The organism is Bacillus cereus group sp. BfR-BA-01441, from assembly GCF_022663075.1.
Classification (GTDB): domain Bacteria; phylum Bacillota; class Bacilli; order Bacillales; family Bacillaceae_G; genus Bacillus_A; species Bacillus_A cereus.
In genome coordinates, this window is the sequence record NZ_JAKUEU010000011.1 from 73,304 (window position 1) to 95,491 (window position 22,188).

Genomic DNA, 22,188 nt, shown 5'->3' on the forward strand with positions numbered 1-22,188 from the left:
ACGTTACACCTCAAATTTATAGCCTACACCCCAAACAGTTTGAATGTAGTTTCCACTTTCTCCAAGCTTCAAGCGCATCGTTTTCACATGCGTATCTACCGTTCTTGTACTTCCGGCATAATCATATCCCCATACCTTTTCAAGTAATTGCTCCCGGCTAAATACTTGTCCTGTATGTTGGCAAAGAAAATATAATAAATCAAACTCTTTTACAGTAAGAGAAATCGGCTCACCACCCGCCTCTATTCGTCTACTTTTTTCATTGATAAGAATTGGTCCAAATTGAATCTCTTCTTGCTGTTCTTGCTTTGTATATCTTCTTAGCACAGCTTCCATACGGGCAACCAATTCACCAGGACTAAACGGTTTTACAATATAGTCATCTGCTCCCATACGTAAGCCGTTCACCCTATTCCACTCTTCACCTTTTGCCGTTAAAAATATAATCGGCACATCTGACGTTTTTCTAATTTCTTTACAAACTGAAAGTCCATCCATTTCTGGCATCATTATATCTAATACAACGAAATCATAATGATCCGTTTCTAGTTTTTTAAGAGCCTCTTTTCCATTCTCAGCTTCTCCCCACTCATATCCAAAGTTATCCAAATACATTCCAACAAGCTGTCTCATATCACTTTCATCATCTACAACTAGCACTCTATATTTATTCATTGTCCTTCCCTTCCCTCTCTATGAGTTGAAACGGTCCTTTTCCGACTTTAATTGTTTGTTTTATTTTCAAATTCTTCATATCTATAACGCACACTTCATCACTATCATAACTGGCTACATACCCTTCTGCTCCGCTCTCAAAAAATGCAAATGGATTCGACCCTACTTCTACAGAAGCTATTTCTTTATATGTGCTAATATCAAACTTTCTAAGTGTATTCGATCCATGACTGAGTGCATATACGTACTTACTATCCTTCGTTATATTCACAGGCATAAATGGAGCGTGTAAAGAACGCACCATTTCTCCACTCTGTAAAGAATACACTAACACTTTCTCATTTACTTGATTTCCATCACCATGTCCGCCAATCCATATTTCTTTCCCATCAGGACTAATCGTCGCTCCTGTTGATGCTGGCGGAATCATAAAGGATTGAATAACTTCTTTTTTCTTCGTATCAATTGTCGTTAGTTTCGTATCATAAAAGTTTAGTACAGATAACCGATTCTGATACTCTACCATCGTTATAGGCCCTTTTCCTGTTGAAACATTTCCTGTCTCTTTCCCATTTATCGTAAAGAACCTTACCTTTTGAACATTTTGATCAGCAGCAAATAATTGTTTTTTATCTGCTGATACGACCACATTTACAATGCCCTTTCCAGTTTTATATTTTCCCACTTCCCTTCCTTCCGCTAGTGAATATACATACATATATTCTAATTGCTTACCGTATACAAGTATTTCATCGCCATTTGGAAGCAGTGTGATTCCGGCCATTGGCTCATTTAGTTCCCATGTCGTAATTAACTTTTTATCTTTTTTATCAATAAAACTAATGCTGCCTTCTTTTATATTCGTAGTTATAATAACATTTTTATCTTTAGCAATTGGTGTATATGAACTTCCTTGACACCCTACTAGTAGAAATAAAAAACAGAGAAGAAAAACATACTTTCTCAAAAGATTCCCTCCATCTTCGGATGATTTCGTTATAATTGTAAAATAACAAATAAATGTGTGGAAAGTGTGAAATTTCCCTTTCTTACTCAATTTACATATATAATGTACAACAAATAGAATTTGAGGTGTGTCAATTATGCTATTTCCTGATTTAGCGAATAAAATTGTACGAGAAGTACGCAGACTAATTACAGAAAATATTATTATCATTAATATAGAAGGCGTTATTATCGCAAGTACAGATACAGAAAGAATTGGTCAATTTCATGAAGGTGCACTCCGCTGCGCCAAACAAAAGAAAACCGTCATCATTACAAAAGAAGATGAAAGGCGATTGCAAGGTGTAAAGGCTGGGATGAATCTTCCTTTATTATTTCATGATGAAGTAATTGGTGTCATTGGGATTACAGGAGAACCTGAAAATATTTCACGCTACGGAGAAATATTGCGTAAGATGACCGAATTATTAATTCATGAAAACTACTTTTTAGAGCAACTAGAACTTGAGCACCGTTCTTATGAAGCTTTTGTCTTTGATTGGCTTCAAAATACAGAGTGGTCCCCGAGTTTTCTTGATCGCGCCAAAACACTTGGCATTGATTTATATAAGAAAAAACAACTTATTTTGTTTTCTATTGGCAAAAATGACACGATGCTCCAGCGTAAAATATGGCAACACATACGTAATATTTTAACAAAAGAGCATCTATTTGTTCGTTGGGGAAATGATCGTTTTATTTTATTTACAGCAACGAGCTCAAAAGAGCAAACTTATCAATTTTTAAAACGGTTAAAACAAGACTGCGAAACTTTATTTTCTATTTCTTTATATATCGGGATTGGACAAACAGTTACCTCAAACAATATGAACATATGTTACGAACAAGCATTACGCGCTCTTTCTGTATCATTGGAAACGAAAAAAATTGTATTTAATGAAGATTTACGTTTAGAAATGTGTTTACAAGATATTTCTGCCGAAACGCGTGAACAATTTCTAGAGCGTACCATCGAAAACTTATTATCATTTCCTGAGCTTATGCATACTTTGCGCTTATTTATCGATTATAACCAATCTTATAAACAGACGGCTAAACAATTACATATACACATTAACACATTACATTACAGGCTAAAAAAGATTGAAGAACATACAGGACTTGATCCAAAACAATTCAAAGACTTAAACGTTTTATACTTCGCACTCCTCCTATTAGATGATCATACAAAAAAGAACGATAAAACAGATTAATCTTTAGATGATTATACATAGAAAGAATCCCTCGACTTTTTTATCATTATAATGAAAGCACTGTTACCACGTTGTTTATTATAACTAAACACGTTAACAGTTTGAGGGGGATTTCCAATGTTAGAAAAACAAATTATTCATTCATTCGTATCTATTGTTGGCGAAGATAATGTAGATACATCCAATATGGGGCGTTTAACTTATAGTTATGATGCCACTCCAAACTTCCAAGCAATGCCTGATGCAGTCATTGCTCCTCGTAATACAAATGAAGTAGCTGAAGTGTTAAAGGTATGTAACACTCACAAAATTCCTGTGTATGTGCGCGGGTCTGGAACAAATCTTTGCGCAGGAACATGTCCACTTGAAGGCGGTATCGTCCTTATTTTCCGCCATATGAACAATATTTTAGAAATTGATGAAGAAAACTTAACAATTACTGTACAAGCTGGTGTCATTACACTTGATATTATTAAAGCGGTAGAAGAAAAAGGTTTATTTTATCCACCAGATCCAAGCTCGATGAAAATTTCTACCATCGGCGGTAATATTAATGAAAACTCAGGTGGATTACGCGGTTTGAAATACGGCGTAACACGTGATTATGTAATGGGGCTTGAACTTGTCTTACCAAATGGCGATATTATTCGCACTGGTGGTAAATTAGCAAAAGATGTAGCTGGTTACGATTTAACTCGTTTATTTATCGGTTCTGAAGGAACACTTGGCGTGGTAACAGAAGCTATATTAAAACTTGTTCCTATGCCTGAAACAAAGAAAACAATGCTTGCACTATATGAAGATATTAATGAAGCTGCACGTGCTGTTTCTTCTATTATTGCAAATAAAATCATTCCAGCAACACTGGAGTTTTTAGACCAACCGACAATTGAAGTAGTAGAAGAGTTTGCGCAAATCGGTTTACCTACAGATGTAAAAGCAATTTTATTAATTGAACAAGACGGCCCTCCCGAAGTAGTCAATCGAGATATTGAAAACATGGCTAATGTTTGCCGCTCTATGAATGCAGTTGATGTTCGCATTGCAAAAGACGAAACAGAAGCAGATGCGCTTCGTACCGCTCGCCGTAGTGCTCTATCAGCGCTCGCACGATTAAAACCTACTACAATATTAGAAGATGCGACTGTACCACGTTCACAAATCGCTCCGATGGTTGAAGCTATTAATGCCATTGCAAAAAAATATAATATTCCTATTTGTACGTTTGGACACGCTGGTGATGGTAATTTACATCCAACTTGTATGACAGACGCTCGTAATGCAGAAGAAATGCACCGAGCTGAACAAGCTTTTGCTGAAATATTTGCGAAAGCAATTGAACTTGGTGGCACAATTACTGGTGAACATGGTGTTGGTGCAATGAAAGCTCCATATTTAGAAATGAAATTAGGTAAAGAAGGTATTGCAGCTATGCAAGGAATAAAGCAAGCTTTCGATCCAAATAACATTATGAATCCTGGAAAAATGTTCGCGAAAGACACTCGAAAAAGAGTGGTGGTTGAGCAATGACCACATTAAATAAAGAAAATATTCAAAAAGAATTTAAAGAACGATTAAGTGAAGATGAATTACTAAACTGTATGCGATGCGGTTTTTGTTTACCTACTTGTCCTACCTACATTCAATCCGGATATAAAGAGTCACATTCACCACGCGGACGTATCGCATTAATGAAAGCAGTCGTTGATGGTTTAATCGAACCAGATGAAGATGTTGAACATACATTAAACGTTTGTCTTGGTTGCCGTGCTTGTGAACCTGTTTGTCCATCTGGTGTAAATTATGGACATTTATTAGAAGAAGCTCGTGATATTATTAATCAAAATAAAAAATTCTCAGTGCCAGTAAAAGCTGTTCGAAAAGTTGTTTTTGAAGGATTATTCCCCCATCAAAATCGAATGAGAACATTAACTGGACTAATCGGATTTTATCAACGTTCTGGTTTACAAACGCTAACACATAAAACAGGGATTATGAAGTTATTCCCTGAAACACTTGCAACGATGGATCTCGTTTTACCAAAAGTCCCTAAAATGAAAGCCATGAAAGATCGTCCTTCATTTTTACCTGCAGAAAGTACAAAGAAAAAACAAGTTGCATTCTTCACAGGCTGCTTAATGGATACGATGTTTTTAGAAACAAATAACGCAACGATGAAACTTCTTCAATTAGCTGGTTGTGATATCGTTATTCCAAAAACACAAAGTTGCTGCGGTGCATTGCATGGACATGCTGGTGAAAAGAGTGGAGCAAAAGAATTAGCAAAGCGAAATATAAAAGCATTCGAAGATTTAAACATCGACTATATTATTACGAATGCAGGTGGTTGCGGGGCTTATCTCGTAGACTATGATTATCTTTTAAAAGATGATCCGGATTGGGCTGAACGTGCTAAGCAGTTTGTTTCTAAAATTAAAGATATTACTGCTATACTAGTAGAACTAGACTTCCATAAGCGAACTGACTTACGACTCACGCCGCAAGTTATTACGTATCAAGACTCTTGTCATTTACGCAATGTTATGCGCACATCTTCTGAACCTCGTATGTTACTAGAGGCTATCCAAGGTGCAACATATCGAGAAATGAAAGATGCCGACCGCTGCTGTGGCTCTGCTGGTATTTACAATATTGTTCATTCAGAGTTATCAATGGAATTTCTAGATTACAAAATGGACCGTGTGCATGAAACAGAAGCAGCAACCATTGTTACTGCAAATCCAGGTTGTTTATTACAAATGAAATTGGGTATTGAGCGAGAAGGGCTTTCTCATAAAATGAGAGAAATTCACATTGTGGATTTATTATTAGAAGCAATTGAAACTAACTCGTAACATACGTAATAATAGGAAAACGGCTATCTCCTTCGTCTATGTAAAGAGATAGCCGCTTTTTTGTCTGCTACAACATTAAAAATATGTTACTTTATTATAAAAAAGAACAACAGAAACATTACAGTTTTGTAAAAATCAATCCATTATATTCCTCAAAAAAACGTTCAAACCATTGATACAATAGGATTCTTCATTTTCTATTTAGGTAACTTTATCCAAAAACACCCTCTTAAAACCAAGTATAAAAACACTATAAATTCCTTTTATACTCTATATTTCTCTTATTTTTGCTCCCTTCTTCTCTTAGGATAAATTAGGTAATTTTAAAGTCTATGAATTTTTTTCCATCTTTTTTCTCGCAAATTGTATGCTACGATGAATTTGTCAGTCAGACAGGCTGTCAAAAACAAATCGTGTGAAAACAAATTAAAACTTTATATAGGGGGACACACATCATGAAAAAGCGTGTTTTATTATCTGTAGCTGCTGCAACAGCTCTTACTTTAGGAGTATCTTCTCTAGATGCACAAGCTGCAACAGTACAACCATCTAATGTAAAGGTTCAAAATATTCAGCATTCAAAAGTAATGATGAAACAAATGAGCCAACAAGAATTACAAGCATTCTTACAATCTATGGGAGTTGAATCATTAGCACAATGGCAACAAGGAAACTTCCAACCAAACTGCTTCATTCCTGGTCAACAACCTACTGAAAATGTTGTAACTGAGCAACCAACAGCTAAGCCAGAAACTCAAAAGCCAGTTGAGCAAAAACCTGCCGAGCAAAAGCCTGCTGAAGAAGTTCAAAAACCAGAAGCTCAAAAGCCTGCTGAAAACAACAATACTCAAAAACCTGCTGAACAAAAACCAGCTGAGCAAAAGCCTGCTGAAGAAGCAAAATCTTTAAGCGAGTTTGAACAACGTGTTGTTGAATTAACAAACGCTGAGCGTGCAAAACAAGGCTTACCAGCACTAAAAATCGATACTGAATTAAGCAAAGTAGCACGTATTAAGTCTGAAGATATGCAAAAAAACAACTACTTTGATCATAACAGCCCTACATACGGGTCTCCGTTTGACATGATGAAGAAATTTGGTATTTCTTATACATCTGCAGGTGAAAACATCGCTCAAGGTCAACGTACACCTGAAGAAGTAGTACAAGCTTGGATGAACAGCGCTGGACACCGTGCAAACATCTTAAATAACGGCTTCACTCACATCGGTGTTGGTTATGTAGAAAGCGGCAACTACTGGACACAACAATTTATTACGAAGTAAATAGATTAAAAGAGTCTTCTCATAATGAGAAGACTCTTTTTTAAGTTCCATAGCTTTCTATTATGTATGAATAGAAAATATATAACATAAACAACATAGATCCACAGCTTATTACACTAAGCAATACATAAAATCCCCACTCTAAGTTCAAAAACAATGAAAACAATATGCCACATGCCATCACTTGAAAAATCCGTCTACTCACTAAACAAATTTTTTGTAATTTAATTGGATCTTTTTCTTTTTCTTTGCCTTTTATTTTCTTAAATTCTTTACTCAGCATAAAAAGAAACATACTAATCCCAATCGTTAATCCTGTTTGAAAGGATATCAAATCCCCAAAATTAATAAAGAGGATAAGCGTATGAATAAACAACATAAATAACGTAATTTTCTTTATAAATCCGCCTATAATACCATGCTCTCTTTCATTAAACTTAAATATATTATGTGAAATAATATACAAAAATCCATATGAAAAAATAATAAAACAGGGAATAAATGCTACAACGACTTGTTTACTCATAAACTCGTTTGGCTGACCATTTACATTCCAATGTACTGCCATACGATTTGGTAAATAGGGATAGAGAAATAGAGTAAGTAAAAGACAAGCGAAAAATATTCCCAGTACATACTTATATTTAATCAAGTGATTCTCACCTCTCTTTTCTCTTAACGGCTTCGCTTCTTTTAGAGAAATCCCTGCAAAAATCTACTTTTTTCAAGTTAAAACTTATACTTTACGCATTTTCTTTTTGAAATTCTTTTATTTTATTATTTAACTTTGTAGGAAACGGCACATCAACTTCAATCGCTTCTTTCGTAATTGGATGCAAGAAATGTATCTTCATCGCATGCAATGCTTGACTGGACATATATTTTGTTTGTCCACCATATAATACATCCCCAACTAATGGATTACCATTATGACTCATATGAACACGAATTTGATGTGTTCTACCCGTTTCTAATTGTAACGTTACGAGAGTCGTGTTTTGCTTCTTAAAATACTTTTCTACTTTATAATATGTGATAGCTTGGTCACCTTTTGGAGAAATACGACGCCTTGTAGCATGATGGCGATCCCTTCCGATAGCAGCATCAATCTTTCCTTGTTTCTTCTTTACTTTCCCTTCAACGAGCGCTGCGTACGTTCTTTTAATTTTTCTTTCCATTAATAAGCGATCCATAATTGAACCAGCAATTCTATGCTTAGCAAACACGACACCACCTGTCGTATCTTTATCTAAACGATGAATATGACGCACCTTCGTCTCTAAACCTTGCATTTGAAAATGAAAAGCAACAAGATTTGCAAGCGTCCCGGTTCCACCTTTTTCAGCAGGGTGTGTGTCCATTTGCTCTGGTTTATTTACGATAAGTACGTGATCATCTTCGTATACTACATGTAATTCACCATATTCTGGATCTACACCGTACTCTTCCTCCGCAAACATATGGACTTGTAACTTATCGTTCTCTTTTAAAAGCTCATTCCATCTTCTTTGTTCCCCGTTAACCGTAACACCTTTTTCCATACGAAGCTGATGTAATAGCTTTTTCGGTATTTCCCATTCTACTTTTAATACCGATTCAATACTTATACCATTCCATTTAGCTGGAACGGTAATTTCACACCATTCACCCTTTTTGTTTGTTTCCATACTGTTTATCACCTTATTTCTATTGATTCTCTCATTGTAACGGAAAACACACTTTGATGCACCGTCAAAAATAGAGGACAGTCTTATAATAGACTGCCCCTCAAGCTCTAAGTCTTTTCATTTCTAACAATACTTCTTCAGCTTTTTGTTCATACGATAAATCCTTAAAGAAATCCGCCAACCTTTTATAATCATTGTAAGCATCTAATAAATCGTCCATCTTTTCTATTTTCATCACTTGTTGTTTTTGTTTCATTTTTACTGGATAGCGATAACCTGATACTTCTTGTATTTTGTAATACTCATCCTCTACTTGAACGACCTTTACAAGTTCTTCCTCTTCTGCATCCATCGTATACCCGTCAAATTCTCTAAGTAGTTCATAAATGATATGAGTCCATTCATCTTTTGGATAAAATCCTTTTTCTAACCGATAACCGACAATGCGATACATATGCCCATCGTTCTCGGCAAACTGTACTGTATCATTTAACTTAAACTTAAAATAACGAAACATTGCCTTCACCTACTTATTATGTAATGTTCTTATCACATACTATTTGCAAAATGTAGGCTTTGCTATTCATAAAAAATGCTCATCATATTGATGAGCATTTTTTACGATGATTTTTCTCGTTTTTTTCGAAATGGTAACCACCAGTTCCAGTCTCCAAATAACTTCATTAAGCTTGGTACGAGCATAAGACGAATAATTGTTGCATCAAGAAATATTGCTAATGCAACGCCAAGACCCATCTGCTTTACTGGTAAAATATCAGTAAATGCGAATGCACCAGTTACAACAATCATTATTAAAGCAGCTGATGTAATGATTCTACTTGTTGAAACGAGCCCTTCTAACGTTGCTTGATCGTTATCTCCTGTTTCTTCATAGAGCTCATGAATACGTGAAATAAGAAATACTTCATAATCCATACTAAGCCCAAATACGAGGCCAAAAATGAAGATTGGTAAGACAAACAGAACCGGACTTGCTTCTAAACCGAAATGACCACCTTCAAATAACCAAACAACAATTCCAATGGTTGCACTTAAACTAAGTATATTCATAACAATTGCCTTAATTGGAATGAGTATAGATCGGAATGCAAATAATAATATAACAAAGGTCGATCCAAATATAACAGACATACCAATTACAACTTTATCTTTAATTTCATCTTCTAATTCTTGTTGAAACGTCGTCATTCCGCCTAGATAATACGTAACATCCGTTTCTTTATAGTTCTTTTTAAAGTCACGTACCCACTGTTTTGCAGTCTCTGTACGTGGTTTTGTTTTCAAAAATATTTCTATCGTCGTCTTATTCCCTTGCGTGTATGCTTCAAATACAGGAGTTAGTTTCGCTGATTCTGGCGACTGCAACATTCCAACAACTTGATCTGCTTTCATTCCAGTTAACCCGTCGTATAAACTTCTTACTTCATGTACTTTCTTATCACCTTTTAACTTTTGAACGACTTCTTCTATCTTTTGTAGACTTTCTTTTTCTTTCATATCTTTTTTCGTCTCTACAACTAACGTAACATCAGCGTGTGTTTTGACAGTTTCATTAAATGCTTCTTCATACTTTTCATATGCAATCCTTGTATCACTCTTTTCAGGTAAAGCTTCAACACCAGGGAACTGCAAATTAGCTGTACGTAACGGTAATAAGCAAATAACAATAAATGTTGTAACAACAATAATCATTGCAATTGGATGTTTCATCACAAATTTTGCAAATTTACGCCATGCTTTTGCCGGCGTATGTGCTACTTGATTCTTTTTTAATATTCTTTTACCGATTAACGATAATAGTGCTGGAAGAAGTGTGAGTGAGAATAAAATACTCATAATGACAACAATCATTCCGCTAATCGCGACAGATTGAATATAATCTATCTTAAAGAAAAACAAACCGGATAACCCAACAAATACGCATAATCCTGAAAATACAATCGCACGTCCTGCCGTTTGATATGTAATTGCTATCGCTTCTTTTACCGTTCGTTTAGTAACTTCCTCTCGAAAACGGTTCACAAATAATAGCGCAAAATCAATAGATAATGCAAGTCCAATCATCGGTGCAACGTTTAACACGAAAATAGATAGTTCTTTATCAACACCGATGAAATACAATATACCCATCGTACTAATAACACTAAGCGCCCCATTCAAAATCGGTAAAATTGATGCCAAAAGACTACCAAACGAAAATAGTAATACAAGAAACGCAATTGGTAATCCAATCATCTCTGCTACTTTTAAATCATTTTGCGTTCTTTCATTAATCTCTTTATTAATTTTCGGAAACCCTGTAGGTGTTACTTTTAATGCTATATTACTTTCTTTCTCAATCTCATCAGCAAATTGTAATGTCTTTTCCATTCGTTCCTTATTTGTTTTCCCGGAAAATAAAATTGTCGCATAGCCGATGTCATCTTGTAGCATTTCTTTATTTTGGATTGGGTGATGGAAAGATTCATAGTTCTCTTTCTCTTGAACATTCTTTACAATTTCATTTATTCGCTTTTTAAATTCCTCATGCGAAGCATCTTTATTTTTCTCAAAAACGAGCAGCAGCGTATCTTGAGACTTCTTAAAATCTTTATCTAAAATTTCTTTCGTTTTTTGATAGTCGCCTTCGGTTTGGAAACCGTCACCACCTAATACTCCCGGTAGCTTTGGAGCAAAAATCCCAAGTGCGATTGCGAGCAACAGTAACGCTACAATTACTGTATAACGAAACTGATACAAAAAGGCTCCTAACTTCCCCCACTTATCAACTTTATGTACATTTGTCTTCACACATTTTCACCTACTTTACATAATTCAATTGTCACTTATACTGTATCACATCTTGATATAAACAAAAAACGTCTGGAAAAACTATAATAATAGTTTTTCCAGACGTTTTTCTATCTCTCTTTATTAAGCCCTAATCTCTCAGTAAGTAAACGATGGTAGTAAATCGCGATAATTAACAAAATACCACCTACGCAGTAACCAGCTAAAATATCAGTTGGGTAATGTACATTTAAAATGACTCTACTTAATCCAATCGATAGAATTACTATACCCATCAAAATCGTTGTGACACATTTCCCAGCTACGCTTTTCAAATTAGCAGCAATGATATAAGTAAGAAATCCAAATGTCATAATTGATAGCATTGCATGTCCACTAGGAAAACTATATCCAAGTGCATCTAGCGCTTCATTTAATGACGGACGTTCTCTCTTTACAATCTCTTTTATCCCTTTATTCACAAGATGTGTTATTAAAATTCCCATTGGATATACAATCATCGCAGCATAATAACGCTTCTTCCAAAAAACAAGCAAACTTATAACGAGCGTAGCGACTATCCCAATTGCTGATCCCAATTTTGTAAAGTACGAGAAAAATGTAAGAGAACTTTCCGTTTGTAGCCCTCTTACTAATCCACGGACATATGTATCCATCACTGTAACGCCACCTGCATGTACGCGCCAAGCAACAATACCAAATACAGCAAATAACAAACCGATACACATTACCTCATACTGATGTAACTTCTTCTTCAAACGATTTCCTCCTACTATGAAAAAATGCGATTTCTACTTTAGAAACCGCATTTCCTTGCTTATTTACCTTTTGTTTTTAGCTCTGTCCAGTAACGATCATAGTCTTTTAACTTATCGTCTACATCAACAAGCCATTCTGTACGATCTAACTCTTCTTTCGTTAAGAAAATCATGTGATTATCACGGTATTCTTTACTATGAAGAGGATGAGCTTTTTCATTTGGATTACTGTAACCAATCGACTCGTAGTTTTTCACACTTACTTTTTCATCTAGTAAGTAGTTCATAAATTTCTCAGCAAGCTCTTTATGTTTTGCACCTTTTGGAATTGCTAACGTATCAGCCCAAATTGTGCCGCCTTCTTTTGGTACAACATATTCTACATCTTTATTATCTTTTGCGATAAATGCTGCATCTCCAGACCAAACTGTTCCGATCCAAGCATCTTCTGTAATGAATTTTTGTTTAATGTTATCTGTATCAAATGCTAATAAGTTTGGAAGCAGCTTCTTTAAATCATCTGCTGCTGTCTTTAATTGTGCATCGTCTTTCGTACTGTTTGAGAACCCGTGCTTCTTAAGACCCACTCCTAATACTTCACGAGAATCGTTCAGTAACGTTACATGTCCTTTATATTTCTCATTCCATAAGTCCGCCCAGCTTGTAGGTGCTTCTTTCACATACTTTTTATTGTATGCAATCCCTGTTACACCCCAAGTGTACACTAAAGAATATTTATTCTCTGGATCAAACGCAGGTGTTTTAAAATTAGAAACCATATTTTCGATATTCGGGATATTCTTTTTATCTAACGGCGCTAATAAGTCCATTTTCGCCATTGTTTTAACCATGTAATCCGACGGCTGAATTAAGTCATACTTTGCGCCACCAGCTTGTAATTTCGCAAGCATTTCTTCATTACTTGCGTACTTGTCATAGTTAATTTTCACATTATACTTCTTTTCAAAATCTTTTAGCACTTGCTCATCAAAATTGTCAGCCCAACTATAAATATTTAATTCTTCTTTCTTTTCACCACAACCAGCAAGCACACCAGCAACAAGGCTAAAGCTAATTGCTGCGCCAGCTATTCTTTTCATTAATTTCATCGGTTTATTACCCCCTTGTACTTTCTATATCGTTCGTATTATAAAGGAAGGTGTCCTCCAGAGTTTTCTTCACCATCTGCACCTTTGTTTCGGAAGATTTCAGATAGAACCATTAATCCTACGATAGCAACAATTAAAATTGTAGAAAGAGCATTAATTTCTGGTGATACTCCGCGCTTAACCATACTGTAAATGTATAGTGGCAATGTTGTTGATCCTGGTCCTGATACGAAGAAACTAATTACAAAATCATCAATTGATAATGTGAATGTTAATAATGCTGCCGAAATAACTCCCGGTGCAATTGCTGGGAACGTTACATAACGAAACGTTTGCCAAGGCGTTGCTCCTAGATCATTTGCAGCTTCTTCTAAGTCACGTCCCATACTTGAAAGACGCGCAGCTAAAATAACAACAACAAACGAAATGCTAAATGTAATATGTGCAATAATAATCGTTGTTTGTCCAAGTTCCATTCCTAACTGACTGAAAAGAATTAGTAAAGATAATCCCATTAAAATATCAGGAATTAAAATTGGTAAATATACAAGGCCATTAATAGCCCCTTCGAAACGATATTTATAACGATGTAAAGCAATTGCAAAGAATACACCAAGTACCGTTGTCACAATCGTTGTTATAACTGCAATCGTAATACTATTTACAAATGCATCAATAACATCTTGTTTTTGAAATAAATCTGTATACCAATGGAATGTAAAACCTTCCCACTCCGCATTAATGCGAGAGTCGTTGAAAGAATAGACCATTAAAACCATCATTGGAAAATACAAGAATAACAAAATTAACCAAGAATAAGAAACTAAAAACTTCTTCATCTTTGCCTATTCCCCTCCGTTCTCATTATATTTATATACTTTCGTTGCACGATAATATAAGTAAATTAACAGAACAGAGAATAGAACAACGATAATCGATAACGCAGATCCAAACGGCCAGTCACGTGCACCTAAGAATTGATTTTGAATAACGTTTCCGATTAATGCTACTTTCGATCCGCCCATCACGTCTGATACAACAAACATTCCGATAGAAGAAACGAATACTAAAATAGAACCAGTCGCAATTCCTGACATCGTCATCGGCACTGTTATATTCCAAAATGCCTTTATTGGTGTTGCTCCTAAATCATAAGCCGCTTCTAGCTTACGCTTATCCAGCTGCTCAATTGCTGCATACACTGGTAAAATCATAAATGGTAATAAAGAATAGACCATTCCGAGTATTACAGAAGGAGTATTATATAATAAATTTAACGGTTCACTAATAATGCCAAGCTTTAATAACAACGTATTCACAAGACCTTGTGAACGTAAAATAACAATCCATGCGTATGAACGAACAAGAAAGTTAATCCAAAACGGGATCGTTGCCAATAATAAAAGAATAGAGCGGTATTTGCGGTCAACAATTGTAATTGTATACGCAAACGGATAACCAATTAATAAACATATTACTGTTGTAATAACTGCGATCTTAACAGTTTCCCATAACGTTCCTAAGTACAATGGATCAAATACACGGGATATATTCTCCAGCGTAAATTGCATTTCTACTGTCCCGTAAGCTCCGCGCTGCATGAAGGCGAATCCTAATACGAATACGAGCGGGATTAGGAAGAAAATTAGCAGCCACGCGACTGTAGGTAGTGCGAGTAATTTCCCTTTTTTCAATTTAAGGTCACCTCGTCCTCTTGCTCCCAGCCTACATATACATTATCTCCAATGCTCCACTGCGCTGCCTCTTCAGCAGTTTGATATGCCATTAGTAATTCTGATGTTTTCTCATCACGTACATAAAGCTTCTCCATATTTCCGACAAACTCAATATCTTCAATATGTCCAAGATGGTATTCTTTTAAAATTGGTTCTTCAACCGAACGTACTTTTACATTTTCAGGGCGAATTGCTACATAGCCTTCCCCGTTCTTCACAATATTATTTTCACCGATGAATGTCGCAACGAACAATGTTTTCGGCTTATTATAAATTTCTTTCGGCGTTCCGATTTGTTCGATATGTCCTTTATTCATAACGACAATACGATCGCTCATGCTCATTGCTTCTTCTTGATCGTGCGTTACGTATATGAACGTAATTCCTAAATTACGTTGTAAGTTTTTCAATTCACGTTGCAAGTCTTTTCGTAACTTAAAGTCAAGCGCTCCAAGTGGCTCATCTAATAGTAATACACGCGGATTATTTACAATCGCTCTTGCAATTGCAACACGCTGCTGTTGTCCACCAGAAAGCTTCGCAGGTTTACGATTACGGAACTCAAGTAACTGCGTTAAACGCATTGCCTCTTCAGCACGCTCTTTCTGCTCTGCTGCTGATACTTTCTGCATTTTCATACCAAAACAAATATTCTTCTCTACTGTCATATGTGGGAATAGTGCGTAATGTTGGAACACTAGGTTCATATGACGCTTATATGGCGGCAAATCGTTAATTCTTTCATCATCTAATAAAAGATTCCCTTTAGTTGGAGTTTCAAATCCTGCGATCATACGAAGTAAAGTCGTTTTCCCGCAGCCACTCGGCCCTAAAATTGTCAAAAACTCTCCCTCTTTAATATCTAAAGAAAGAGGTGGGATAATCACTTGATTTCCAAAATGTTTTTCAACTGCTTCAACTTTAATAATCTTTTTCATTTTCCCGTCCTATCTACCTTAAATTTTAAATTTTTATATTCATGAATAAATATTTATGTTCTATAGACTATTTTTTGTTTCGATCCAAACAAAAATGGTTATTTAACAAGCGTTCGTTTCTATTCTTTATGTAGTATGTTTGATTCATTTTCGCATGATACATAACGTCGAACAGAAAAACCCCTTCCATTGCGAAGGGGCTATTATCATACGGCTACGCCTACTGATAAACACCATCATCATTTTAACAACTTTCGTATAAATTTTAAAGCACTTTTTGTAGAAGAGTAACGAATTTTCATGTCGAATGCTGTAGATTGGGCTAAAATGCTTTTATAATGTGAAAAAGTCCGAAAACTTTCTTTCCCATGATAACCCCCTAATCCACTACTTCCAACACCCCCAAAAGGTAAATATGGCGTGGCAAGATGATAGACAACATCATTAATACAGCCTCCACCATATGAAATATTACTCGTCACTTTCTTTTGTACTTCTTTATCTTCAGAAAATACATATAACGCTAACGGCTTCGGATGTTGCTGGATTTTGCCAATTACATCTTCTATGTTGTCGTACTCTATGATTGGTAAAATCGGACCAAAAATTTCATCTTCCATAACAGTATCTTTCCATGTAATATCCGCTAGTACTGTCGGTTCAATATGTAATGTATCTTTCTTATAGTTTCCACCAATTACGACTTGACCATCTTGTAAAAATCCACATAATCGTTCAAAATGACGCTCACTTACAATACGCACATAATTTTCATTTTGCAAAGGTTCTTTACTATACTGCTCTGTAATTTCATGTCGCAGTGCCTCAATTAGCTTTTCTTTCACGGAAGAATGCACGTACATATAATCAGGCGCTACACACGTCTGCCCTGCATTTAAAAACTTACCCCAAACAATTCTTCTTGCTGTCATCTCTATCTTTGCATCTTTATGTACAATACAAGGACTTTTCCCGCCAAGTTCTAAAGTGAGCGGCGTCAACTGCTTCGCTGCTGCTTCCATTACAACTTTTCCAACGCCAACACTACCAGTAAAGAAAATATAATCAAACGGTTCCTTCAGCAAAGATGTACTCTCTTCAACGCCACCTTCTACTACCGCTACAAGCTCTTCTGGGAATAATTCATCTAACATTCTCTTAAGCACTTTTGAAACGCTTGGTGTTAACTCTGATGGCTTTAAAACGATTGTATTTCCAGCTGCCAGTGCTCCTACAAGTGGTGCAATTGCTAATTGAAAAGGATAGTTCCACGGTGCAATAATAAGCGTCACACCATACGGTTCTGGCACTACTTTTCCTTTTGATCCAAAATGAGTAAGCGCTGTTCGAACTCGTTTCGGTTTACTCCACGATGACATATGTTTCAATTGAAAGGAAATTTCTTTTAATACATATCCAACCTCCGTTGTAAACGACTCGTGAACTGACTTATTTAAATCTAATTTCAATGCCTGAAATATTTCTTCTTCAAAACGCTGAATGCCTTCATAAAGCTTCTTCAAATTATTCTTTCTCATTTCGATGCTTCTCGTATGCCCTTTTAAAAAATATTCCTTTTGCCTACTTACAATAGAGGAAATACTCATTCACTCACCTTCTCCCACTATTTTTATCCAATTCTTTCATTATTTATATAGACTTCATATATAACAAATTTCTATTCTTAAGGTTACATTATATATGACTTTTTCAGCTATATAAAATTCATTGCTCACAAAAAAACTACCGAAAGAAAATCTCCCGGTAGTTTTACAGTATTAACGATATAAACGAACAGCACCTGCAGAATTATCATCAGCTTGTCCTACTACTTCAAACTTCAGACCAAGCTTCGGTAAAATACGTCCTGCATCTGGAATCTGTTGATTAATATACGTTTTAGAATCATCAAACTTCGGTACGCCTGCTAAGCCATCATACGTAAATGTTCCACGCGTTGGAGATACGACTTTCCAAGCTGGCGTTTTGTCGAATGAGAACGCTGCATCAGCGATTTGGAATCGTGTACTACTCTTAACTGTCGGTTTACCATTTAAAGTACCAACAATTGCTTCTGGATGAGAATCAACTACACCAAGGAAACCGTGTCCTGGATGTACACCAACCCAGTTATCTGTATAAGCTGAATCTGCATACCATACAACCATACCAGTGTTAAATACTGGACCGCGAGCAAATTTCAACGCGTTATCTGCCCCAGCATAGTTTCTCCACTCAACATAGTAGTTATGGCTTTTCTTCTCTGTTCCGTTAGAAACAGCGAAACCATCTAATTTTAATTGTGGTGTACCTTCTGCGTCATCAGAGAATACTACTTTACCATCTACTGTTAATGAAGCATTATCAAGAGCGAATCCATTTAATGCTAAACCACCATCAGTAATGTAATCAAATGTTAATTTTACTTTCTTGCCTTTGAATTGACTTAAATCATATGATTTGTCAATCCATTTTCCATTTGTCGAATCTGCATTTCCACTATTTGCTTTCTCACCAAGTCTTTCAATTAACGTTTGTTGACCATCTTCTGTTACAGCGTGTACTTCAAGAAAATCATAACCTGCTTCAATCTCATATAATGACTTGAAATCAAATTTTGCATTCGTTGCATTCGTTAAATCGAACAACGGTGTTTCCATCTTCGTATGAAGATCGTCACCTTTTGTGCTGTAATAATATTGTTTACCAAATGCTGGCTCAATTGTTTTAACATCTTTATCTGGTAAGTTAACACGGATCATACCTGGTCTTGCTGATTTCGTAACACTTTGATCCAAATATGTCGCTAGACCGATACCTTTATTTAATTTCTCGTAATCTACTTCTACGATATTTGCCCAGTTACCACCGATTGTTTTTTGGAAAAACTCTTTATTTTGTGGTGAGAAACTCGTTGGCGTCGTTCCAGCGATTTTACCAGCCCAGCTTCCGCCACTCATAATAGACCAAGCTTCAATCGGCTCACCTTGACCACTATATTGTGTATCGTACTCATCTGGAAGACCTAAATCATGACCATATTCATGTGCGAATACACCAACTGCTCCATCTTCTGGTTCAATTGTGTAGTCGAATGCTGCCATCTTTCCACCCCAATATGGTACTTTCGCTTGTGTACCTTCAATTGGGAATGGCTTTGGTCCAACTGTCCAACGGTGCGACCAAATTGCATCATCGCCTAATTTACCACCGCCTGCTTCTTGTCCAACACCCGCATGAATAATCATTAAGTGATCGATTAAACCGTCTGGTTGATTTTTATTTCCATCACCATTTACATCATATTGATCAAATTGGTCGAACTCTGATAAATCAATACCACTATCTACAGCTGCTTTTAATGCATCTTTTACTAAATCACGTGGCCCTTTTGGTCCTTTATTATCATGGCCGCCGCTAGCAGCATCTGCACCGTAATCAGCAGCTTTACCAGGAACTGTTAACCATTTTGTAACTGTTCCGTCCACTGTGTAACTACCACCAGATTGCTCTTCGTAATATTGTTTAAACGTTTCAATTTTACTTCCATCATCTAATGTGAATGGCTCGTTGCCGAATAACATTTTTTCATAATGTTCTTTATTAAAATCGTTAGAATACATATATCCAGGCTCTTTGTCGATATTATTATGTTTAAAGTCAGCGTACTCTACAAGTAAAACGAGTACTTTGTCTTTACGAACTTCACCGTTATAGTCTTTTTGTTTCGCTGGAGAAGTTGGTACTTTACCATTTAGACCGCCTTTAACTGGACCTGTCGCTGCAGGTGTGCCTGTTGCTGGTTGATTTAATTTTTCTTTCGTGTCTGCTTTCGCATCTTTCACTTTCTTTAAAAAGTCAGATGCATCTTTCGTAAGTTGGTCCCCATTCGCTGCTTCTTTTCCAGGATTTTCACCCTTTTTGTTCTCTACATACTTTTCGACTGCTTTCTTTGTTTCTGTCTCTGAAGCTGACGAATCAATTACCCCACGTTTTTTTAGCGCATCTGCTAAACGTTCTTCCGGAATTAAGTGATCATCAACTGGGCTCGTAGCTGTTTTATTCGCAGGCGTTTCAGCATATGCAGATTGAGTGCCAACTCCGAATGAAAGGCCTAATACAGCTGTCAAAGCGATTGATGACAAAACTTTGAACGGTTTCTTGTTCATCCCATATTTCCTCCCCTAATAACTAATATGTATTACAAATTGAATTTTATTAAAAATTCAATATTTTTTCAATATTTAGTCACATTCTGTAATTTTTTTAATATATTTGTAAAAATTTCATAGTTAGCATACGAATATATCACAATTCAACAATGTTTTCTGAAAATATTGAAAGTTTTTATCGAACAATTTATAATTTCCATAGAGGGAGTTTAATGGGGATTTTATCTTTGTTTCATCTACACAATATTTGATAATTCACTATATAAAACACAAAATCGGATTTCATTATCATGTATTCTGTAGCAGCAATTATGACCGATAATTAGGGAGGAATTACATTTGTACAAAGATAAGACAGACGCACTGGATCAAGAATGGATTGATTTAATACTTGAAGCTCTAGATGCTGGTATCGCCATGCAAGACATCGAGCAATTTTTCCAACGTATGAAGCCATCCAGTCAGGCTCAATAGGTTTGTTCTTTTTAACGAAGTTTATGTTATAATAATGACATCATAAGACAACTACATATTGATAGAAAGGTGCGCAAATATGATTGGAGAACGTATAAAACGCCTTCGTTTACAAAAAGGTATTTCATTAACTGAACTTGCCGAAAAAGCTGGCGTTGCTAAATCTTACATTAGTTCTATAGAACGAAATTTACAAAAAAACCCTTCCATTCAGTTTCTTGAAAAGATCGCAGCAGTTCTACAAATTCCAGTTGATACTTTACTTCATGATGAAACAACAAAGGAAACTAACCTAGACTCCGAATGGACACAACTCGTTAAAGATGCAATGAACTCTGGTGTCTCCAAAGAACAATTTCGTGAATTTCTTGAATTTACAAAGTGGAAGCAAAATCAAAAATAATAATAGAAAGAAGTGCTTACAACCAGCACTTCTTTTTCTTTATAAAAAAAAGCGGGAATACCCGCTTTTTTATTATCTTTCTTCCCCAGCTTCTTGGTTAGCATTGAATGTCCATTCTAAATTCAATGAGTCACCTTGGAAGATATTTTGGTCTTGACCATTATCTTCGAATACAAATTGTACCCATAGATAATCCTCTGTGCCAGCTTCTAATCCACCTTTTTCTCCCCACTCAGGAGCAAAGATGTCTTTAGCTAAAAGGTCTGGATCAGCTTTTTGTAAGTCTGCTAAAGTTGTTTCGTATACAGGCTCACTTTGTTTATCCCAGTTCCAAAGGAATTTTACTTTAACGTGCTTACCAAAGTCTTCACCAGCATTATCACCTTTTGCATCTTTAACAGTATACTTTGTTGCTAATTTAACATCTTTAATAGTTAACGAACCGCTGTTTTGTAATAAGAACTCTTTCTTAACAGAATCCCCTGGTTTTAAATCTTTAATATCTACAAGCGTCTTAGGGTTTAATGTAAGGTCTAACGTCCCAGCTGCAAATGTATTGTTTGATACTTCTTTATCGCTAAAGAATGCAAATGTTCCTCCACCAATTAAAGCTAACCCCAATGCTGCTGATGCAACTCCCATACCTAATTTCTTTTTCAGACTCACAATCAATTCCCCCTAGCTTTTTTTATATTTTTATCACTTATTTTTCAATAAGAGATGTAAAGAAAACTATATTAGCTTAGCTAATATGTGTTCTTTTTTAAAAACCTTATGTTCATTATAACGAACAACTCTATATAAACACAACACATATTTATTAATATTTTCAGTTATTTTTATTTCTCAATATTTTTTAGACTTTTCAGAAAAAAATGATAATTTACAACTTTTTTCACACTCAAATCATTTAATACTATAAGAAAAAAGAAAAACAAAGAGGTGAGGGCTAACGTTCCCTCACACTCGTATAAATATTACTAGTCTTGCTTATTCGTTCACTCTCTCTTACACCACATTCTTGTTTTCTGGCTGTTTCACTAAAGCAGTTACTCCGCTTCCTTCTGTTCTTCTACTTTCTTCTGTTC

The 22,188-nt window shown here is 35.7% G+C and carries 20 protein-coding genes; 6 read left to right on the plus strand and 14 right to left on the minus strand.

All coding sequences use genetic code 11. From position 1 onward, the window contains the following. Window positions 1-3: 3 nt before the first annotated feature. Together MR107_RS07555 and MR107_RS07560 are read right to left on the minus strand one after the other, a co-directional pair. Window positions 4-675 carry a response regulator transcription factor gene (locus MR107_RS07555; RefSeq protein ID WP_001046398.1) on the minus strand — a complete coding sequence of 224 codons (672 nt, stop codon included), beginning with the start codon at window positions 673-675 and terminating at the stop codon, window positions 4-6. After that, window positions 668-1,642 (minus strand): YncE family protein, encoded by a 975-nt coding sequence (locus MR107_RS07560; protein ID WP_242292221.1) that lies wholly within the window; start codon window positions 1,640-1,642, stop codon window positions 668-670. Before MR107_RS07560 ends, MR107_RS07555 begins: the two co-directional genes overlap by 8 nt. A 136-nt stretch (window positions 1,643-1,778) precedes the next feature. On the opposite strand from MR107_RS07560, the gene MR107_RS07565 reads away from it, so the two are divergent. The 4 genes from MR107_RS07565 to MR107_RS07580 all read left to right on the plus strand — a co-directional run bounded on the left by MR107_RS07565 (window position 1,779) and on the right by MR107_RS07580 (window position 7,032). Beyond that, window positions 1,779-2,894, plus strand: a complete 1,116-nt coding sequence (locus tag MR107_RS07565) for a CdaR family transcriptional regulator (protein WP_000898642.1) — start codon at window positions 1,779-1,781, stop codon at window positions 2,892-2,894. Between the two features lie 117 nt (window positions 2,895-3,011). Then, entirely contained in the window at window positions 3,012-4,424 is a 1,413-nt protein-coding gene (glcD, locus tag MR107_RS07570; RefSeq protein WP_000890755.1) for a glycolate oxidase subunit GlcD, read from the plus strand. Next, entirely contained in the window at window positions 4,421-5,749 is a 1,329-nt protein-coding gene (locus MR107_RS07575) for a (Fe-S)-binding protein (protein WP_242292222.1), read from the plus strand. The genes glcD and MR107_RS07575 overlap by 4 nt, the downstream gene beginning before the upstream one ends. A 455-nt stretch (window positions 5,750-6,204) precedes the next feature. Further along, window positions 6,205-7,032 carry a CAP domain-containing protein gene (locus MR107_RS07580; RefSeq protein WP_000747596.1) on the plus strand — a complete coding sequence of 276 codons (828 nt, stop codon included), beginning with the start codon at window positions 6,205-6,207 and terminating at the stop codon, window positions 7,030-7,032. A gap of 40 nt (window positions 7,033-7,072) precedes the next feature. Here MR107_RS07580 and MR107_RS07585 read toward each other — a convergent pair whose 3' ends face one another. The 11 genes from MR107_RS07585 to inhA1 form a co-directional block, all read right to left on the minus strand. Beyond that, window positions 7,073-7,684, minus strand: a complete 612-nt coding sequence (locus MR107_RS07585) for a DUF1648 domain-containing protein (RefSeq protein ID WP_071741062.1) — start codon at window positions 7,682-7,684, stop codon at window positions 7,073-7,075. A gap of 91 nt (window positions 7,685-7,775) precedes the next feature. Then, window positions 7,776-8,699, minus strand: coding sequence for an RluA family pseudouridine synthase (locus tag MR107_RS07590; RefSeq protein ID WP_088345348.1), 924 nt, complete (start codon window positions 8,697-8,699; stop codon window positions 7,776-7,778). Between the two features lie 100 nt (window positions 8,700-8,799). Next, on the minus strand, window positions 8,800-9,216 hold the full coding sequence (locus tag MR107_RS07595; RefSeq protein ID WP_000490301.1) for a hypothetical protein: 417 nt from the start codon (window positions 9,214-9,216) through the stop codon (window positions 8,800-8,802). 101 nt (window positions 9,217-9,317) lie between these two features. Further along, window positions 9,318-11,510, minus strand: a complete 2,193-nt coding sequence (locus MR107_RS07600) for an MMPL family transporter (protein WP_071741060.1) — start codon at window positions 11,508-11,510, stop codon at window positions 9,318-9,320. A gap of 110 nt (window positions 11,511-11,620) precedes the next feature. After that, window positions 11,621-12,268 carry a phosphatase PAP2 family protein gene (locus MR107_RS07605; RefSeq protein WP_000727792.1) on the minus strand — a complete coding sequence of 216 codons (648 nt, stop codon included), beginning with the start codon at window positions 12,266-12,268 and terminating at the stop codon, window positions 11,621-11,623. Between the two features lie 59 nt (window positions 12,269-12,327). Beyond that, window positions 12,328-13,377: a spermidine/putrescine ABC transporter substrate-binding protein PotD gene (gene potD / locus MR107_RS07610; protein WP_000772485.1), complete on the minus strand. Its 1,050-nt coding sequence runs from the start codon at window positions 13,375-13,377 to the stop codon at window positions 12,328-12,330. A gap of 38 nt (window positions 13,378-13,415) precedes the next feature. Then, on the minus strand, window positions 13,416-14,216 hold the full coding sequence (potC, locus tag MR107_RS07615; RefSeq protein WP_000714192.1) for a spermidine/putrescine ABC transporter permease PotC: 801 nt from the start codon (window positions 14,214-14,216) through the stop codon (window positions 13,416-13,418). Between the two features lie 6 nt (window positions 14,217-14,222). Beyond that, window positions 14,223-15,071 (minus strand): spermidine/putrescine ABC transporter permease PotB, encoded by an 849-nt coding sequence (gene potB, locus MR107_RS07620; protein ID WP_000715500.1) that lies wholly within the window; start codon window positions 15,069-15,071, stop codon window positions 14,223-14,225. Continuing rightward, window positions 15,068-16,051: a spermidine/putrescine ABC transporter ATP-binding protein PotA gene (gene potA, locus MR107_RS07625; protein WP_000720333.1), complete on the minus strand. Its 984-nt coding sequence runs from the start codon at window positions 16,049-16,051 to the stop codon at window positions 15,068-15,070. Before potA ends, potB begins: the two co-directional genes overlap by 4 nt. A 239-nt stretch (window positions 16,052-16,290) precedes the next feature. Then, window positions 16,291-17,658 (minus strand): aldehyde dehydrogenase, encoded by a 1,368-nt coding sequence (locus MR107_RS07630; RefSeq protein WP_071741059.1) that lies wholly within the window; start codon window positions 17,656-17,658, stop codon window positions 16,291-16,293. 171 nt (window positions 17,659-17,829) lie between these two features. Then, window positions 17,830-20,220 (minus strand): M6 family metalloprotease immune inhibitor InhA1, encoded by a 2,391-nt coding sequence (gene inhA1 / locus MR107_RS07635; protein ID WP_071741058.1) that lies wholly within the window; start codon window positions 20,218-20,220, stop codon window positions 17,830-17,832. Window positions 20,221-20,562: 342 nt separating this feature from the next. Here inhA1 and MR107_RS07640 point away from each other — a divergent pair, with 342 nt between their 5' ends. Together MR107_RS07640 and MR107_RS07645 are read left to right on the plus strand one after the other, a co-directional pair. Next, complete coding sequence (locus MR107_RS07640) at window positions 20,563-20,697, plus strand: anti-repressor SinI family protein (protein ID WP_000276219.1); 135 nt, start codon at window positions 20,563-20,565, stop codon at window positions 20,695-20,697. A gap of 79 nt (window positions 20,698-20,776) precedes the next feature. Next, entirely contained in the window at window positions 20,777-21,100 is a 324-nt protein-coding gene (locus tag MR107_RS07645; protein WP_000578885.1) for a helix-turn-helix domain-containing protein, read from the plus strand. Between the two features lie 72 nt (window positions 21,101-21,172). On the opposite strand, the gene calY is transcribed toward MR107_RS07645, so the two are convergent. Then, entirely contained in the window at window positions 21,173-21,766 is a 594-nt protein-coding gene (gene calY / locus MR107_RS07650) for a biofilm matrix protein CalY (protein ID WP_071741057.1), read from the minus strand. Window positions 21,767-22,188 lie beyond the last annotated feature (422 nt).